Genomic DNA, 16,534 nt, shown 5'->3' with positions numbered 1-16,534 from the left:
CCCCAAACTCATCCACTCAGCTACTTAGTAAAGTAATTCATAAATTTCCATTGCAATTAAATCAATGCTATCAAATGTATAGGTTTCACGCGCTTTAACATCACGAAGTGTAAAGGTTGAACCTTCTTCTTCATTGTGGTTGTATGCTACTTCAGCGACAACAACACCGTCACGTTCAAAATTACGTTTTAAGTTTCCACCGTCTTTTGTCATCGTCTCCAAACGGTTAATAATCCGTACTAAATGTGATTCCATTTTATTTCTCCTCTTTACTTTCTACTCTCCTATTTTATCATAAAAGAGAAAGCTCTTCCAATAAAAATTCACATTTTTCCATTGATTTACTCTCTTCTTCAATCCTTAGCGACATTCCGTAGCAAATTCTTGCAAACTTCTAGAATACTGATATAATGAAACTATAAATCTTTGACTATTTTTGACCTTTCAAAAATAGGCTCGTCTCTTGATGGAAAATCATCAAAAACCTACTGTGAGGTATGTATATGCTTTGTCAAAATTGTAAAATAAATGAATCAACCATCCATTTATATACAAATGTAAATGGACGTCAGCAACAAGTAGACCTCTGTCAAAATTGCTATAAAATTATGAAAACAGACCCAAATAACAGCTTCTTGAAAGGCATGACCCAACGGAGCCAACTCACTGGAGATCCTTTTGAAGATTTCTTCAATAACCTTGGAAACTTCCAAAGTCCGCAAGAACCTCAAACCCCTCCAACTCAATCCGGAGGTAGTTATGGAGGTGGCGGCTACGGCCAAAACAATAACCGTGGTGGTGGTCAAGACCCTCGTCAAGCACGCCCTCAAAAGCCAAAAGGACTGTTAGAAGAGTTCGGCATCAATGTCACAGAAATTGCCCGCAAAGGGGATATTGACCCTGTCATTGGCCGTGACGAGGAGATTATCCGTGTCATCGAAATTCTCAACCGTCGAACCAAGAACAACCCGGTTCTGATTGGAGAGCCTGGGGTCGGAAAAACTGCCGTTGTGGAAGGCCTGGCTCAAAAAATCGTCGATGGCGACGTTCCTCATAAATTGCAAGGAAAAGAAGTCATCCGCCTAGACGTTGTGAGCCTCGTTCAGGGCACAGGCATCCGTGGTCAATTCGAAGAACGCATGCAAAAATTAATGGATGAAATTCGTCAACGCGAAGATGTTATCCTGTTCATCGACGAAATCCATGAAATTGTTGGTGCAGGATCTGCTGGTGAGGGCAATATGGACGCTGGAAATATCCTCAAACCAGCCTTGGCGCGTGGAGAACTCCAATTAGTCGGGGCTACTACCCTCAATGAATACCGTATCATTGAAAAAGATGCGGCCTTGGAACGTCGGATGCAACCCGTTAAGGTCGATGAACCAACGGTTGAAGAAACCATCACCATACTCAAGGGTATCCAGAAAAAATACGAAGACTACCACCACGTCCACTATACAGACGGGGCCATCGAAGCGGCAGCTATTCTTTCAAACCGCTACATCCAAGATCGCTTCCTGCCAGACAAGGCCATTGATTTATTGGATGAAGCGGGGTCTAAGATGAACCTGACCCTAAACTTCGTGGATCCAAAAGTGATCGACCAGCGTTTGATTGAAGCGGAAAACCTCAAAGCCCAAGCGACGCGCGAAGAAGACTTTGAAAAAGCAGCCTACTTCCGCGACCAAATCGCGAAATACAAGGAAATGCAAGGTCAACATGTCACCGATCAGGAAACCCCTGTCATCAGTGAAAAAACGATTGAACACATCGTTGAACAAAAGACCAATATTCCTGTTGGTGATTTGAAAGAAAAAGAGCAGTCTCAATTGATCAATCTGGCTTCTGATTTGAAAGCTCATGTGATTGGTCAAGACGATGCCGTAGATAAAATCGCGAAAGCCATTCGACGCAATCGTGTCGGCCTAGGATCGCCTAACCGTCCGATCGGAAGCTTCCTCTTTGTCGGACCAACTGGTGTCGGAAAGACCGAGTTGTCTAAACAATTGGCGATCGAGCTCTTTGGCTCTGCAGATAATATGATCCGCTTTGATATGAGTGAATACATGGAAAAACATAGCGTAGCAAAACTAGTCGGAGCTCCTCCGGGCTATGTTGGTTACGATGAAGCTGGACAACTAACGGAAAAGGTCCGTCGCAATCCATACTCCCTCGTGTTGTTGGATGAAGTGGAAAAAGCCCATCCAGATGTCATGCATATGTTCCTGCAAGTCTTGGATGATGGCCGTTTGACAGATGGTCAAGGCCGTACTGTCAGCTTTAAAGATACTATTATCATCATGACCTCTAATGCTGGAACCGGTAAAGCTGAGGCCAATGTTGGTTTTGGAGCTGCTCGCGAAGGTCGAACCAACTCTGTACTTGGAGAACTCGGGAACTTCTTTAGCCCTGAGTTCATGAACCGTTTTGATGGCATCATTGAATTCCAACCTCTATCAAAAGAAAACCTTCTTCAAATCGTTTCCCTCATGCTCGATGAAGTCAATCAACGTCTCGCACAAAATGAGATTCATCTGGATGTGACAGAGAAGGTCAAAGAAAAATTGGTCGATCTGGGATACGATCCAAAAATGGGGGCCCGCCCACTCCGTCGTACCATCCAAGACCATATCGAAGATGCCATTACCGATTATTACCTGGAACATCCAAGTGAGAAACAACTCAAAGCAGTCATGACCAGCAATGGGAATATTAATATCAAAGCTGTTCACAAGACGGCTGAAAAGAAGTCAGAATCATAATCAGTAAAGGTACATTCAGAGACTGGAAAATCCAGTCTCTTTCTTTTTTCCCTCCAGATTTTTGCTAAAAAATATGATATAATGATGAAAAAATAAGAAAAGAGAAAACCATGACCATTCCAAGTTTTGGTGAAAAAAAACAAGATGTGACCTACGTCAATCGCTATGGTGTCTACGCTGTTATTCCCAATAAGGACAAGGATCAGATCATCCTCGTTCAAGCTCCTAATGGAGCCTGGTTCTTGCCCGGCGGGGAAATCGAGGCAGGTGAAGATCACTTGCAAGCTCTGAAACGGGAACTGATCGAAGAATTAGGTTTTACCGCTGTTTTAGGACAATACTATGGCCAAGCAGATGAGTATTTCTATTCCAGTCATCGCGATACCTACTACTACAATCCTGCCTATATTTATGAAGTAGTGGATTATACAGAGGCTCAAAAACCACTGGAAGATTTTAACAATCTTGCTTGGTTTCCTGTAGATGAAGCTATTGAAAAACTCAAACGTGGCAGTCACAAATGGGGCATTGAACAGTGGAAAAATACCCACAAAAAATAAAGGAATTCTTTCACAAAAAATAAAAAAGTGCTATAATAAATGAAGATAGAGGTTAGGAGGAACTCATATGAAGCTCATTAATACCACAAATAGTCATGCTGCACTGGTCAAAAGCCAACTTGCCAGCACTGACGCCTTGCTTGTCGAGGTTTATTCTGCGGGCAATACAGACGTTGTTTTTACACAGGCCCCATCACACTATGAATTGTTGATCAGCAACAAACACCGAGCTATTCGTGAAACTGAAGTAGAAAAAATTCGTGAGTTCTTTTTAAAACGTAAGATTGATCTTCAAATCATTGACCAATCCGCTATTAAAACCCTCTACTCCGATAAACTAATTGAAATTTCCTTTCCAATTACAAAGTAAGGCCAATTTGCCTTACTTTTTTTATTTCCTTAATGGATGAATTTCTACACCATTTTAGCCATTAAAAAAGAAGTTCCTTTATGGAACTTCTTTTAATGGCTTTTATTTAGCTTCAAATCCTTCTACGACTGCGTCTGCAAAGTTCTCTTCGACGATGCGTGCACAGTGATCACAGATGGTTGCGTGGTAGTGGCGTACAGCCGTTGTTGGGTCGATACGACGGCAACGGTCACAAACTTCACCAGCAGCACGGTCAACTGTGAAGGCTACATCTTCAAAGGTCACTGCAGCTTCTGGAGCTGGTCCTTCTGCGATCGTCAACTCAGAAACAATTAAGAGTTGTGCTACATTACTATCAACAGCTCCAAGAAGTGTTTTCACAACTTCATTTGGATAAACTGTCAAATGAGCTTCTAGTGATTTACCGATCACTTTTTCATTCCGCGCTTCTTCCAAGGCTTTTTGCGCTTGACCACGGAAGTCCATGAAGGCTGACCAAGTATCCAAGATTTCTTCTTGGTTGGCAAACGTTTCTGCTTCTGGCAATTCTGACAATTGAACGAAGTCTTCTGCTTCAAACTCAAGATAAGACCAGATTTCTTCAGCAGTGTGAGGAAGAATTGGCGTCAAGAGTTTCGTGATTTTCACAAGGATATCATAGAAGACTGTTTGCATTTGACGGCGTTCAAGTGATTTTGCACCTTCAATATAGACAACATCCTTGGCAAAATCCAGGTAGAAGGCTGACAAGTCAACGTTGATAAAGTTGACTAGCGCCTTGTAGATCGTCAAGAACTCAAAGTTTTCATAAGCGTCACGGATAGTCTTAACAAGCTGGTTAAAGCGAATGGTCATGTACTTGTCCACTGAACGAAGCTCGTCATAGGCAACTGCATCCTCAGCTGGATTAAAGTCAGAAGTGTTGGCAATCAAGAAACGAAGAGTATTCCGGATCTTGCGGTAAGTCTCAGACACTTGGCTCAAGATATCCATTGAGATACGTACGTCATTGCTTGAGTCTACACTGGTTACCCAGAGACGCAAGATTTCAGCACCAAATTGCTTTTCAACATCACTTGGAGCAATGGTATTTCCAAGAGATTTAGACATCTTCTCACCTTTACCATCCAAAGCAAAACCTTGAGATAAGATTTGTTTGTATGGTGCGACACCATGGTTCGCCACAGATGTGATAAGAGATGAGTTGAACCAACCACGGTATTGGTCTGACCCTTCTAGGTAAAGATCAGCTGGGTATTTGAGTTCTGGACGGTTAACCACAACCCCATTCCAAGACGAACCTGAGTCAAACCAGACGTCCATGATATCTGTTTCTTTTGTAAATTCGCCATTCGGTGAACCAGGATGGGTAAATCCTTCTGGCAAGAGGTCTTTCGCTTCACGCTGCCACCAGATGATCGAACCATGCTCTTCAAAGAGTTGCGCTACATGTTCGATGGTTTCAGCTGTCATGATTGGTGTTCCATCTTCTGCATAGAAGATTGGAAGAGGCACACCCCAGGCACGTTGACGAGAGATGACCCAGTCACCACGGTCACGAATCATGTTGTAAAGACGCACTTTCCCCCATTCTGAGTGGAATTTCACTTTTTCAATTTCGTCCAAGATATCTTGACGGAATTTTGATACAGAAGCGAACCACTGTGGAACTGCACGCCAGATGATTGGTTTTTTCGTACGCCAGTCAAATGGGTAGGAGTGAGAGATTTCTTCTTGAGCAAGGAGCAAATCTCCAAGTTTTACGATAACCGTTGGAACAACCTTGTCATAGAACTGACCTGCAAAGTCAGGACCAGCATTCTCCATCATGATTCCGCGTTCATTAACAGTAACAGCAACTTCGAGGCCATTGGCAATCCCTACATTGTAGTCATCCTCACCAAAACCAGGAGCAGTATGGACGATACCAGTACCTGAATCAAGGGTTACATGCTCACCAAGGATCACCAATTCATCCACTTCCGGATCCCATGGGTGTTCTGTCACGATATGGTTCAATTCTTTCCCTTGGTAAGTCGCAAGGACTTCAGCATTTTCCCAACCGAATTTTTCAGAAAGGCTTGGCAAGAGCTCAGATGCTACGACATACTTGCGGTCAGATCCAGCAGGTTTCACTACGACATAATCAAACTCTGCACCTACCGTCAATCCACGAGATGCTGTAACCGTAAATGGAGTTGTTGTCCAGACAACGATGTAAGTGTCTGTATCTAGGACACCCTTACCATCTTTAACCTTGTTCGCATAGTAAAGAGACGTTGATACCAAATCATGGTATTCAATCTCTGCTTCAGCAAGGGCTGACTCAGAAGACCAAGACCAGTAAACTGGCTTAGCCCCACGGTAGATATAGCCTTTATTGGCCATTTCACCAAAGACGCGGATTTGCGCTGCTTCATAGTCAGGCGTCAAGGTTACATAAGGATGATCCCAATCACCTGAAACACCTAAGCGTTTAAAGTCTTCGCGTTGTTTATCTACTTGAGAAAGAGCGTATTCACGGCAGAGTTTCAAATACTCAACCAAGTCCATTTCTTTACGTTTCACACCTTGTTTAGCCAAGACTTGCTCAATTGGCAAACCATGGGTATCCCAACCTGGAATATAAGGGGCGTAAAATCCTGACATAGACTTAGAACGAACGATGATATCTTTTGAGATCTTGTTCATAGCATGTCCAACGTGGATATTTCCGTTAGCATAGGGAGGGCCATCATGAAGGGTAAAATGCGGTTTTCCTTCATTCAACTCTTGACGGCGTTGATACAATTTTGCATCTTCCCATTCTTTTTGCCAAACTGGTTCCTTCGTTGGAAGCCCAGCCCGCATTGGAAAAGCTGTTTTCCCAAGATTCAATGTTTCTTTGAGTTTCATTATGTCTCCTTATTGATTTAAAAGCTATAAAAAAACACGAGCATCCTAAAAAGGACGATTGCTCGTGGTACCACCTTTGTTCGAGAAGTCGCAAGCGACCTTCTCCTCTCATCCCGTAACGAGGGAAACGTCCGTTCTTACTCAAGGGTTCAGAACGAATACTGTAAAAGGATCATCCATTAAGAGGGAGTGCAGATCTTCCACCATCATCTGCTCGCTAGACCTATCATTAATGGACCTGTTTTTACAAAATTATAAAATATTGACAGATTCACGATTTGCATCATCTTCTGGTTGAACAGTTTCTTCAACCTCAACGACTTCCTCATTTTCATGACGAGCGTGCTCTGCTTCTTCTAAAGCGGATTGAACTTTTTCATTCAAACCTTCAAACGCTTGTGTTGCACCCAATTCTAAATTAGCAGCTTCGATGCGTTTTTGCAATTCTTCGATTTCAGCTGGAGAGAATTGACGAGTCAAATCAATGTTATCATCTTCTGCATGATGATGGTGAACTGATTCACCCAAAGCTTTCTCCACAATTTCACGGAAAGCTTCATCACTTGTTTGAATGTACATAGCTGTTGGACGAAGAATTTCATCCCATTCAGGTGTATCGATAATGCTCAATTGGCTTTCGATGGTTGATTTCAAACGTTGATGGAAGACGCGTGTCTTGTTCTTCAATTCCTCTGTTTCAACGGCAACCTTCTTGGCATTATCCGTTGCATGACGAAGGATTTCATTTGCTTTTTGTTTTGCTTCATCTACTAAGTGCTGTGCATCTTGTTCAGCTTGACGAACAATATTTTCAGAACGTTCGTTAGCTGCTTGTTTGACACGTTCCGCAGTATCTTGTGCAATCAAAACAGATTGACTCAATGAATCTTTCATTTCATCAAAATAGTTTAAGCGTTCTTCAAGAGCTTGAATTTTTGATTCTTGATCATGATTTAAACGAACAAGATCTTCATAATCGCGAACAACGATATCTAGGAATTCTTCTACTTCGTTCGCATCATACCCTCTAAATTTAACGCCAAAAGTTTTATCTTTAATTTCTAAAGCAGTAAGAGCCATAACTCCTCCTCATTTTTTACTTAAGAGTACTTCAACAGTTACTTTATATTTTCCACTTTTTGAAATACCATTTTCAGAAACAATTTTAAGACGCCCAAAGCGTCGGACACTGACTAAATCATTCAGACCTACAGCATAGCTAACATTGGAAGTAGTCGCATAGTTAACTTTCACTAGACCAGAACTAATCAACTGACTAGCTTGTGAGCGCGAAAGCTTGAAGGTCCCAGCAATCACCTTATCTAACCGATAACTCGACACGAGAATATCTCGCTGCTGGCTTTCTTCCTCTACGATCATTTGTTCAGATAGAGGAACTTCCCTCAGCTTAACAGGTACCCGAGAAATTTTCTGGATGTGATCCATGAAATAGTGAACAAAACGCTGTTCAACAAATACTTGGATCTTTCCATCACTCGTCAGAATATCTCCAAAGGACTTGCGCTCCACACCTAATTGGTGAACAATGGTCCCCAGTACCTGGGAATGGGTCAAGTGATGAAATTTTGAAGCATAGACCATTTCCAATAAGGCCAGATCAAAGTCACTTGGATCTAATTGGTAATAATCTGAAGCAACAATAACCTTAGCATACTCCATTTTCTGCTCATCACTGGAAGCAAAGACCTGTAACTGGTAGCTTGCCGCGACATTTCGTAAAATAGTGACCTGATGAGGGTTTAAAAAACCCGTCACCTCAACAGAATAGCGTTCCACCACTCTTTCAGACAATTCAATACAGCGATCAATGAATTCGTGATCTTCGCGATTGAAATGTTGGTAAATCTCTGTCTGTCCCATCGTATTCTATCCAATCAAAAGTAGGAACAAGCGGGCTAATAACTGATTCATCAAGTTCAAGACCAAAAGTGCTACTAGAACTGTAAAATCCAAGCCCCCAAACTGCAATGGTAACTTTCTAAAAAGGCTCAAAAATGGTTCAACTAGGCGGTGAACCATTTGTCCAAGAGTACTCTGAGGTGCCCCAGGGAACCAAGATAGTAAGGCATAGATGACAAGAATGATGGAATAGATTTGAATGATATTTGATAAGTATTGAAAGATAACCATCTTAACGATTACGTTTCATATCATAGTCAAATTCTGTCACTTCCACATCATTTGGAAGGCGGATATCTTCAATGTTAACGACTACATTAATTGGAGTCAATAAGTACATGGTACTTGCAACACGACGAAGATTTCCTGCTAAAACATAACGAGCCCCATCCAAATAATCTAAACAACGACGTGCTTGTACTTCAGTCATATATTGGAAGTCAATCAAGATACTCTCATTAGATAGTAATAGATCAACAATTTCAGTCGCTTCCTCGTATTTGCGGGGATAGCGTACATCAATGGTAATCTTTTCATCTGTATTCGCACGATTGGCAGCCAATTCACGTTGACGTTCATGCAAGCGAGTAATATTCTCAGATGTATTTTTCGTTGTTGAAACAGGTTCCTTCACTGCCGCTGTAGGCACTGGATTCGTAACAGGTGCCACAGGAGTCGGTTTTGGTTTTACTGGTTCTCTTTGACTAATCTGCGGACGTGGAGAAGTCACTTGAGGAGTCGGCTGTGGCTGTGGAACTGGTTGTGTTTCCGCCCCAGCTGCTTTTGCCTCATGAACTTCTACTTCTTCACCGTCTTCTGTGAAGTAGTCAATAAAGTTGTTAAATTTATCTTTTAATGACATAGTTCTTTCCTATTTAAAAAATGATGTCCCAATTCTAACATAAGTCGCTCCGTTCGCAATGGCTACTTCAAAGTCACGACTCATACCCATACTTAGTTCTGAAAAAGGCATATTTTTTAATTGTTTCTTTTCTAGTTGTTTCTGAAGTTGGTGAGTTTTTGAAAAAATATCCTGCAACTCTTCTTGACTAGCCTCAAAAGGAGCCATCGTCATTAAACCAACAATTTCAATTTTGTCCAGCTGTGCGATTTCCGCTAAAACATCATCCAGTTCATCGGGTGCAAATCCATGCTTACTTTCTTCACCAGAAATGTTCACTTGGAGGAAACACTTGATTGGGTGTTCTGCTCGCTTTTGAATTTCTTGAGCCAGCTTCACCGAATCCAAGGCATGAAAGTAATCGACGAGATTGATCACGTCTTTTACTTTCCGCCGTTGGAGGCTCCCAATCAAGTGCCAAGTGAGGTCATACTCTTTTAAAGCTTGATACTTTTCTAGGAATTTATCGACACGATTTTCACCGATATGTTGGATACCTGTTTTCACCAGTGCTTCTGTTGTAGCAACATCCACATACTTGGTGACAGCTATCACATTAACTTGATCTTGACGGTTAGCTTTGTTTCTTGCTGTTTCTACTTGTTGCCGAACAAGATCAGCATTCTCTACCAGGTTCATGATTAACGATTCCGGAAGAATGGTGGTGTTTCCAATTCATCATCATCTGAAGATGAATCTACGTAACGATCAACTTGATGTGTTGATGTTGGTTCAGTTTGGCGAACGATATTCTCACGACGAATATCCCAATCACCAAAGGCTGAGCCACGGTTTGGTTCTACCGCTGGACGACTTGGAGTTGTTGGCAATTCAACATCTTGTTTCAAATCAAATTCGCGGTCAAATGGTGCAGCTTGTGGACGTTGTTCACGTGGACCTGTTTTATAAGGACGTTGTGAGGAAGCAATTCCGCTAACGCGTTCTACCTTGTCTTGACGGACACCAGTTGCAACAACTGTCACGCGGATTTCATCTTTAAGAGATTCATCAATAGATGTACCCAACCAGATGTTCACTCCGTGACCTGCAGCTTGGTTCACAATTTCTGAAGCTTCTTCAGCTTCGATCAATGTCATATCCAAACCACCTGTTACGTTTACGATCACGTCTTCTGCACCATCAATTGTAGTTTCAAGAAGTGGAGAGTAAATTGCTTTACGAGCCGCTTCGATAACGCGTTCTTCACCGCTACCAACACCAATACCCATGAGGGCATTTCCTTTGTTTTCCATAACAGTCTTCACGTCTGCAAAGTCAAGGTTGATCAATCCAGGACTTGTGATCAAGTCAGTGATCCCTTGAACACCTTGACGAAGAACGTTATCTGCTTCACTCAAAGCTTCAAGAAGCGGTGTCTTCTTGTCTACAATTTCAAGCAAGTTGTTATTAGAAATAATCAACAAGGTATCTACATGCTCGCGAAGTTCGTTGATCCCTTCAATAGCAAAGTTGCCACGTTTTGAACCTTCAAACCCGAATGGACGAGTCACAACGGCTACTGTCAAAGCACCTACAGCTTTGGCAATACGAGCAATGACTGGTGCAGCACCTGTACCAGATCCTCCACCCATCCCTGCAGTGATGAAGACCATATCTGCACCTTGCAAAGCTTCTGTTAATACTTCTTCGCTTTCTTCAGCCGCCTTACGACCAACTTCAGGTTGACCTCCAGCACCCAATCCACGAGTCAATTTTGGACCCAATTGGATAACTGTTTCAGCTTTTGCACTTGAAAGTGCTTGAACATCTGTATTAGCTGCGATGAATTCTACACCGGCAACGCCTTCGTCAATCATACGATTGATGGCGTTTCCGCCACCGCCACCGACACCGATTACTTTAATTACTGCACCTTGTGCCGCTGCTGTGTCAAATGAAAATGTCATAAATACTTACACTCCTTAATCAAACATATTACCGATCAAATTTTTCATTCGGTCTGTGAATGTAGTTTTTGGTTCTTGTTTGCTATCATTGCTTGCTGCTGGAATTCCTTGAGCATCCACTGGAGATTCAATCTTCTCAGCATTGTATGCAGGTACTACCGGTTGTGCTGGAGTAGCAGGTTGTGGTTGTACTTGTGGTTGCACAGGACGATCAAATTGAATCGGTTGTTGACGCAAGACTTCGTCTCCATGAACCGCAGCTTGAGCAATAATATCCACATCTGTCAAATTGCCTGCATATTCAGACAAGCTAATCACATGGGCAAAAGCTGGATTGCGAATTCCAATTTGATTTGGAACAAACAATTTCACATTTACACCAAAGACTTCTTGAGCCAATTCTTCAACACCAGGAAGGATCGCACCTCCACCGATGATCACAATACCACCAGGAAGATCCAACAAATGTCTTCTCTCAAGGTCTTGTTTGATTTGCTCAAAGATGTGTTTGATACGTGCTGAAATGATTTCAGCTAAGTACTTCTCAGTCACTTCAACTGGCTCTACTTCACCGATGACTTCTACATGGAAAACTTCGTTTCCAGCAGACGGCACATAGGCTTCACCATAGTTGAACTTCAAGCCTTCTGCCAATTTTTGAGAAGTTTTCAATACTTTAGAAATATCTTTGGTAACATAATCGCCACCTTCTTGGTAGATATTTGTAAATTGAAGTTCTTGGCTACGAACAGATGCCACCGTTGTTTGGCCACCACCCATATCGATCACCGTTGCTCCAAATTCCCGTTCGCCTTCATTCAAGACTGTTTTGATCATCGCAAGCGGTGAAATGATGATGTTTTCTACTTGTAAGCCTGCACGTTCAACTGTTTTACGCAAATTGTGCAAGATTGTACGAGGTCCTGTATAAAGAAGACCACGCATTTCAAGTCGGATCCCCATCATTCCGCGTGGATCACGGATTCCTTGAAAACCATCTACTGTGAATTCTTCAGGAATGAAGGTGATCACTTCACGATCCGGTGTCATGCTTTTTGTGAGTGCAGATTTGACAACATTTTCAACATCTGCATCTGTGATTTCTTTTGAATCACTTGTGACTGGAATCATTCCTTGAGTTGCTTCGATTTGTAGTAAGTTTGCAGGCAACCCAACATTGACTAGATTGATTGAAATCCCTGCTTTTTCTTCAGCTTGGCTGATTGCAGTTTTAATTGCATTTGAAGCAGCTTCGATATCTACTATAATTCCATCTTTGACGCCAGCACTTTTTGCATTGCTGACTCCAATTACATTCATTTCTCCATTGACATGTTCTGCCACCAATACTTTTATTGAACTAGTACCGATATCTAAACCTGTAAAAAAGCCGTCTCTAGCCATTACACCAGTCCTCTCTCTTTATTTGTTTTCACTTTACATCTATTTATAGCCCTTTTAGTTGGAACTATCCAAACTTCATTATATCACAAAGAAGCCTAAAATGGACATTTTTTCTTCAATTATTTGAGATAATTTATGGGCTTTGCTCATTCCCAGAAGAATTTTCTCCCTCTGGATTCTGTTCTTGATTCTGTTCTTGACTTGCTTCCTCAGAATGTTCTTCTTGCTTTTCTGTACTTTCAGCCTTTTCTTTTTCAGCTTGCTCTTTGGCATCTGCAATGGATTGTTCACTATAGCTGAAGACTCCAGCCTCCATATCGATAGTCGAATCATCGTCTAATTGCTTGCTGATAGCTTTATAGTAAGGAAGCTTGCGGGTAATTTGGGAAACAGGCACCAAGATTTTATTATCGTTTTTCATGGTGATGGTCACCAGATCCTTGGTGACCTTGCTTGGTGTCAGATCAACCGAAACAATTTTATCCGTAATGGAAGAAGAAATAGACTTCATTTCTTGGACAAATTGTCTAACCAATTCTCGATCTGAGAATTTCAAGCTAATATAGGAGGACGGCAATTCCGAAGCTGGAGTTACTGTCTCCACTACTTCTCCATTTTCCAATACTGGATAGTGGTCTTCTCCAGTCACATAATAGGCAACCACTTTGTGTTCCACGATATTGACTTTAAAAGTCACCGGGAATTGATAATGCATGTGAACCTCTTTGATCCATGGACTAGCCGTTTTCATATTTTGTTCATAGACCGATTTATGAAGGAAAGTCGTCAGAGTATAATCTTCTTCTTTGATGCGACTTTTTTCATATAAGAGTTGCTGGTCAACCGCCTTGTTCCCTGAAAATTCAATCACTTTCTGTGTGGATAAGGGGCTTAAAAAGTAGATCGAGAGAAGGGCGACAATCGAGCTGATTCCGATAACCGGAAGGGCACGATAGATGTGGCGTTTTGCCACTGTCGGTTCCTTCTTTGGTTTTTTCGTCTTCAAGCCTTTAAAAAATGAAGGCTTTTTCTCTTGTTTCTCTGAAGGATCTAGCTCCTCTTTAGCCGGATCAACTTCTTCTCCTTCTGAACTTTCTCCATCCGCATCTGGATCCTCTTCGGCCTCAGATTCATCTTCCTCTTCAGACTCTTCTATTTCTTCAGATTCTTCCTCTGAGACGGAAGCTGTTTCTTTTTCTGAAAGGTCTTCGTCTTCTTTTGCTTCTTCGCTTTCAGTTTCCTCTGTTTCAGCTTCTTCCGCTTTTTCAAGCGCTTTTTTTTCTAAATATTCTTTGTTTCTTTTTTGCCAGGCTGACAATTCTGTAATTTTGTCATCCGTTGGCGTTTTTTTATTGTCGTCCGTCATCTTTTCCCTTACTGATATCTTTTTGAAGCAGGCCATAAAAATCGTCTAGTGAAAGGAGTTCTGTCGATTTTTCCATTGCTTGGTGGTAGACTTGGCTTTGCTTCAACATTTCTTGAATGGTTTTATTGAAGGTTTCGAGCGTCAATTGATCTTCCTGCAATTGCTCTGCATAACCTTTATCCACAAAATATTGGGCATTTTCAATCTGATCGCCACGGCTGGCTTCTTTTCCTAGCGGTACAATCAAATGGAGTTTGTTCATAGCCAAGAGTTCAAACAAGGTATTGGCTCCACCCCTAGTCACCACTAAATCAGCCTTATGGAGCATGGGCAAATACTGATCGGTTACATAATCCACTCGATACAAACCGCCCTCAGCCTGATTCAATGTTGAATCGCCCGTCAAATTGATGATATTGTAGTGCTGCAAGAGCTCTGCTTTGTTCTCTGTCACAAATTCATTAAAGACACGCGCACCAGCAGATCCTCCGACAAAGAGAAGGGTCGACAAGTCTTTTCGGAAACCTTTTGTTTTTTCTTCTAATTCTTCAGAAGTCGGCGGAATATGATCTGTAACCTTGGTTACCGCACCGATATGCGCACTCTTTGTCAAACCATGAGCTTGCTCAAAAGTCGTGTACATCTTGGTAGCGAATTTATAAGCAATTTTATTGGCCAATCCCATAGAAAGATCGGACTCATGGATATAGACAGGAACACGCGTGAGTCGGGCTGCGATCACTGGTGGCACAGAAACAAATCCTCCTTTTGAGAAGAGAACTTGTGGGCGCACACGAAGCAGGATTGCAATGGACTGGAGCGTCCCCCAAGCCACCTTGAACACATCCATCATATTTTGGAAAGAGAAATAGCGACGCAATTTCCCCGTTGCAATTGAATGGAAGCGCACGTCTAAGCCAGACTTTTTGATCTCTTGGTATTCGATTCCTTTTTTGTCTCCAATATAATGAACTTCCCATCCATCTTCGATAAATTTTGGAATCAAGAGGAGATTAAGGGTCACATGTCCCACGGTTCCCCCACCAGTAAACATTATTTTTTTCATCTTATTTCAACCCTTTTACTGTAGCAAGGAATTCATCCCCACGCACTTCAAAATTCGGATACATATCCCAGCTGGCATTAGCAGGACTTAGTAGCACAACATCTCCGGGGCTAGCCAAGTCGAAGGCTTTCTTTGTAGCATCCGCTACATCTGCCGCATCAACATAAGAGACGCCAGCTTTATCTGCTGCGCGTTTCACTCGAGGAGCTGATTCCCCTAGAATCACCATTTCCTTTAAACCAGTAATGTGAGGCACCAATTCATCAAATTCATTGCCACGATCGAGCCCCCCTGCAATCAAGATCACCTTGCTGTTATCAAAACCAGAAAGAGCTTTTTGTGTTGCTAGAATATTAGTCGATTTGCTATCATTGTAGAATTTGACACCTTGAATCTCATCCACATATTGAAGACGGTGTTTCACTCCTCCAAAGGCTGACAAGGTTTCTTTAATGACCTCATTCTCTACTCCCCGGACTTTTGCGACCGCAATCGTTGCCAAGGCATTCTCTACATTGTGGCTACCTGGAACTCCCAGTTCATCTGCTCGCATAACAACTTCTCCCTTAAACTTGAGAAGTCCATCTTCCAAATAAGCCCCATCCACTTTTTCAACCGTTGAAAATGGAAGGACCCTTGCCTTGGTTTTTGTAGCGAGTTCTTTGGCCAGGTCTTGATTGAAGTTCAAGACAATGACATCTTTTTCTGTCATATTCTTTTGAAGATTCCATTTGGCAGCTACATAATTTTCAAAAGAACCATGATAGTCGATATGGGTCGGCATGAGGTTGGTAATCACTGCAATCTCTGGATGGAAGGCTTCAATTCCCATCAATTGGAAAGAAGACAATTCCATGACCAGAACATCCTTTTCTGTTGCTGTTTGTGCAACTTGACTAGCTGGAAAACCGATATTTCCAGACAATAGACCACCTTGACCGGCAGCCGTCAAGACTTCCCCGATCATGGTTGTCGTCGTCGTTTTTCCGTTTGATCCTGTAATCCCAATAATTGGCGCATCCGAAATCAGATAGGCCAATTCCACTTCAGTGAGGACGGGAATGCCTTTTTCAAGCGCTTTTTCAACCATTGGATTCGAATAAGGGATTCCTGGATTTTTGACCATGACTGCAAAGTCTTCATCCAACAATTCCAAAGGGTGACCTCCTGTCACAACTTTAATCCCTTCTTCCAGTAAACTTTGTGCTGCTGGATTTTCTTCAAAAGGTTTGCCATCATTGACGGTCACAATCGCTCCTAAGCGATCCAACAAACGGGCAGCTGACTCGCCTGACTTAGCCAAACCTAATACAAGAACCTTTTTATTTTCAAATTGTTTCACAAATTTCATGATTTCTTCGCTCCATTTTTATCACTCTCTAT

General features: G+C 42.1%; 15 protein-coding genes. 3 read left to right on the top strand and 12 right to left on the bottom strand.

Going from position 1 to position 16,534, the window contains the following annotated elements:
- Positions 1–24: 24 nt before the first annotated feature.
- On the bottom strand, positions 25–255 hold the full coding sequence (locus QM351_RS00380) for a DUF1797 family protein (RefSeq protein ID WP_003011913.1): 231 nt from the start codon (positions 253–255) through the stop codon (positions 25–27).
- A 248-nt stretch (positions 256–503) separates the two neighbouring features.
- Here QM351_RS00380 and QM351_RS00375 point away from each other — a divergent pair, with 248 nt between their 5' ends.
- The 3 genes from QM351_RS00375 (at position 504) to QM351_RS00365 (ending at position 3,692) form a co-directional block, all read left to right on the top strand.
- Positions 504–2,762: an AAA family ATPase gene (locus QM351_RS00375; RefSeq protein ID WP_414326065.1), complete on the top strand. Its 2,259-nt coding sequence runs from the start codon at positions 504–506 to the stop codon at positions 2,760–2,762.
- Between the two features lie 110 nt (positions 2,763–2,872).
- Positions 2,873–3,322 carry an NUDIX hydrolase gene (locus QM351_RS00370; protein WP_070586411.1) on the top strand — a complete coding sequence of 150 codons (450 nt, stop codon included), beginning with the start codon at positions 2,873–2,875 and terminating at the stop codon, positions 3,320–3,322.
- A 67-nt stretch (positions 3,323–3,389) separates the two neighbouring features.
- On the top strand, positions 3,390–3,692 hold the full coding sequence (locus QM351_RS00365; RefSeq protein WP_214255417.1) for a DUF1827 family protein: 303 nt from the start codon (positions 3,390–3,392) through the stop codon (positions 3,690–3,692).
- A 102-nt stretch (positions 3,693–3,794) separates the two neighbouring features.
- Here the strand turns inward: QM351_RS00365 and ileS are convergent, their stop codons facing one another.
- From ileS to murD, 11 genes are all read right to left on the bottom strand, one after another.
- A complete protein-coding gene (gene ileS / locus QM351_RS00360; protein WP_342986525.1) occupies positions 3,795–6,587 on the bottom strand; it encodes an isoleucine--tRNA ligase in 2,793 nt (930 codons plus the stop codon).
- Positions 6,588–6,839: 252 nt separating this feature from the next.
- Positions 6,840–7,667: a DivIVA domain-containing protein gene (locus QM351_RS00355; RefSeq protein WP_414326062.1), complete on the bottom strand. Its 828-nt coding sequence runs from the start codon at positions 7,665–7,667 to the stop codon at positions 6,840–6,842.
- A 9-nt stretch (positions 7,668–7,676) separates the two neighbouring features.
- Positions 7,677–8,468 carry an RNA-binding protein gene (locus QM351_RS00350; RefSeq protein ID WP_151379166.1) on the bottom strand — a complete coding sequence of 264 codons (792 nt, stop codon included), beginning with the start codon at positions 8,466–8,468 and terminating at the stop codon, positions 7,677–7,679.
- A gap of 6 nt (positions 8,469–8,474) precedes the next feature.
- The gene (locus QM351_RS00345; protein ID WP_003011858.1) at positions 8,475–8,738 is read right to left on the bottom strand and encodes a YggT family protein; all 264 of its coding nucleotides are present in this window, start codon (positions 8,736–8,738) and stop codon (positions 8,475–8,477) included.
- Between the two features lies 1 nt (position 8,739).
- Positions 8,740–9,369, bottom strand: coding sequence for a cell division protein SepF (locus QM351_RS00340; RefSeq protein WP_414326060.1), 630 nt, complete (start codon positions 9,367–9,369; stop codon positions 8,740–8,742).
- A gap of 9 nt (positions 9,370–9,378) precedes the next feature.
- On the bottom strand, positions 9,379–10,047 hold the full coding sequence (locus QM351_RS00335; protein WP_003011742.1) for a YggS family pyridoxal phosphate-dependent enzyme: 669 nt from the start codon (positions 10,045–10,047) through the stop codon (positions 9,379–9,381).
- 2 nt (positions 10,048–10,049) lie between these two features.
- A complete protein-coding gene (ftsZ, locus tag QM351_RS00330) occupies positions 10,050–11,315 on the bottom strand; it encodes a cell division protein FtsZ (protein WP_003005955.1) in 1,266 nt (421 codons plus the stop codon).
- Positions 11,316–11,330: 15 nt separating this feature from the next.
- Entirely contained in the window at positions 11,331–12,719 is a 1,389-nt protein-coding gene (ftsA, locus tag QM351_RS00325; RefSeq protein WP_414326058.1) for a cell division protein FtsA, read from the bottom strand.
- Between the two features lie 133 nt (positions 12,720–12,852).
- On the bottom strand, positions 12,853–14,085 hold the full coding sequence (locus tag QM351_RS00320; RefSeq protein ID WP_414326056.1) for a cell division protein FtsQ/DivIB: 1,233 nt from the start codon (positions 14,083–14,085) through the stop codon (positions 12,853–12,855).
- On the bottom strand, positions 14,069–15,151 hold the full coding sequence (locus tag QM351_RS00315; protein ID WP_049472965.1) for a UDP-N-acetylglucosamine--N-acetylmuramyl-(pentapeptide) pyrophosphoryl-undecaprenol N-acetylglucosamine transferase: 1,083 nt from the start codon (positions 15,149–15,151) through the stop codon (positions 14,069–14,071). Before QM351_RS00315 ends, QM351_RS00320 begins: the two co-directional genes overlap by 17 nt.
- A gap of 1 nt (position 15,152) precedes the next feature.
- A complete protein-coding gene (gene murD / locus QM351_RS00310) occupies positions 15,153–16,502 on the bottom strand; it encodes a UDP-N-acetylmuramoyl-L-alanine--D-glutamate ligase (protein ID WP_049472967.1) in 1,350 nt (449 codons plus the stop codon).
- Positions 16,503–16,534 lie beyond the last annotated feature (32 nt).

This window comes from Streptococcus parasanguinis (genome assembly GCF_047465465.1).
GTDB classification, from domain to species: domain Bacteria; phylum Bacillota; class Bacilli; order Lactobacillales; family Streptococcaceae; genus Streptococcus; species Streptococcus parasanguinis_AI.
This window is presented reverse-complemented; position numbering and strand designations above follow the sequence as displayed.

Coding starts and splice junctions, on each gene's coding strand:
- QM351_RS00380 (WP_003011913.1), bottom strand. CDS start 255: ATGGAATCACATTTAGTACGGATTATTAACCGTTTGGAGACGATGACA.
- QM351_RS00375 (WP_414326065.1), top strand. CDS start 504: ATGCTTTGTCAAAATTGTAAAATAAATGAATCAACCATCCATTTATAT.
- QM351_RS00370 (WP_070586411.1), top strand. CDS start 2,873: ATGACCATTCCAAGTTTTGGTGAAAAAAAACAAGATGTGACCTACGTC.
- QM351_RS00365 (WP_214255417.1), top strand. CDS start 3,390: ATGAAGCTCATTAATACCACAAATAGTCATGCTGCACTGGTCAAAAGC.
- ileS (WP_342986525.1), bottom strand. CDS start 6,587: ATGAAACTCAAAGAAACATTGAATCTTGGGAAAACAGCTTTTCCAATG.
- QM351_RS00355 (WP_414326062.1), bottom strand. CDS start 7,667: ATGGCTCTTACTGCTTTAGAAATTAAAGATAAAACTTTTGGCGTTAAA.
- QM351_RS00350 (WP_151379166.1), bottom strand. CDS start 8,468: ATGGGACAGACAGAGATTTACCAACATTTCAATCGCGAAGATCACGAA.
- QM351_RS00345 (WP_003011858.1), bottom strand. CDS start 8,738: ATGGTTATCTTTCAATACTTATCAAATATCATTCAAATCTATTCCATC.
- QM351_RS00340 (WP_414326060.1), bottom strand. CDS start 9,369: ATGTCATTAAAAGATAAATTTAACAACTTTATTGACTACTTCACAGAA.
- QM351_RS00335 (WP_003011742.1), bottom strand. CDS start 10,047: ATGAACCTGGTAGAGAATGCTGATCTTGTTCGGCAACAAGTAGAAACA.
- ftsZ (WP_003005955.1), bottom strand. CDS start 11,315: ATGACATTTTCATTTGACACAGCAGCGGCACAAGGTGCAGTAATTAAA.
- ftsA (WP_414326058.1), bottom strand. CDS start 12,719: ATGGCTAGAGACGGCTTTTTTACAGGTTTAGATATCGGTACTAGTTCA.
- QM351_RS00320 (WP_414326056.1), bottom strand. CDS start 14,085: ATGACGGACGACAATAAAAAAACGCCAACGGATGACAAAATTACAGAA.
- QM351_RS00315 (WP_049472965.1), bottom strand. CDS start 15,151: ATGAAAAAAATAATGTTTACTGGTGGGGGAACCGTGGGACATGTGACC.
- murD (WP_049472967.1), bottom strand. CDS start 16,502: ATGAAATTTGTGAAACAATTTGAAAATAAAAAGGTTCTTGTATTAGGT.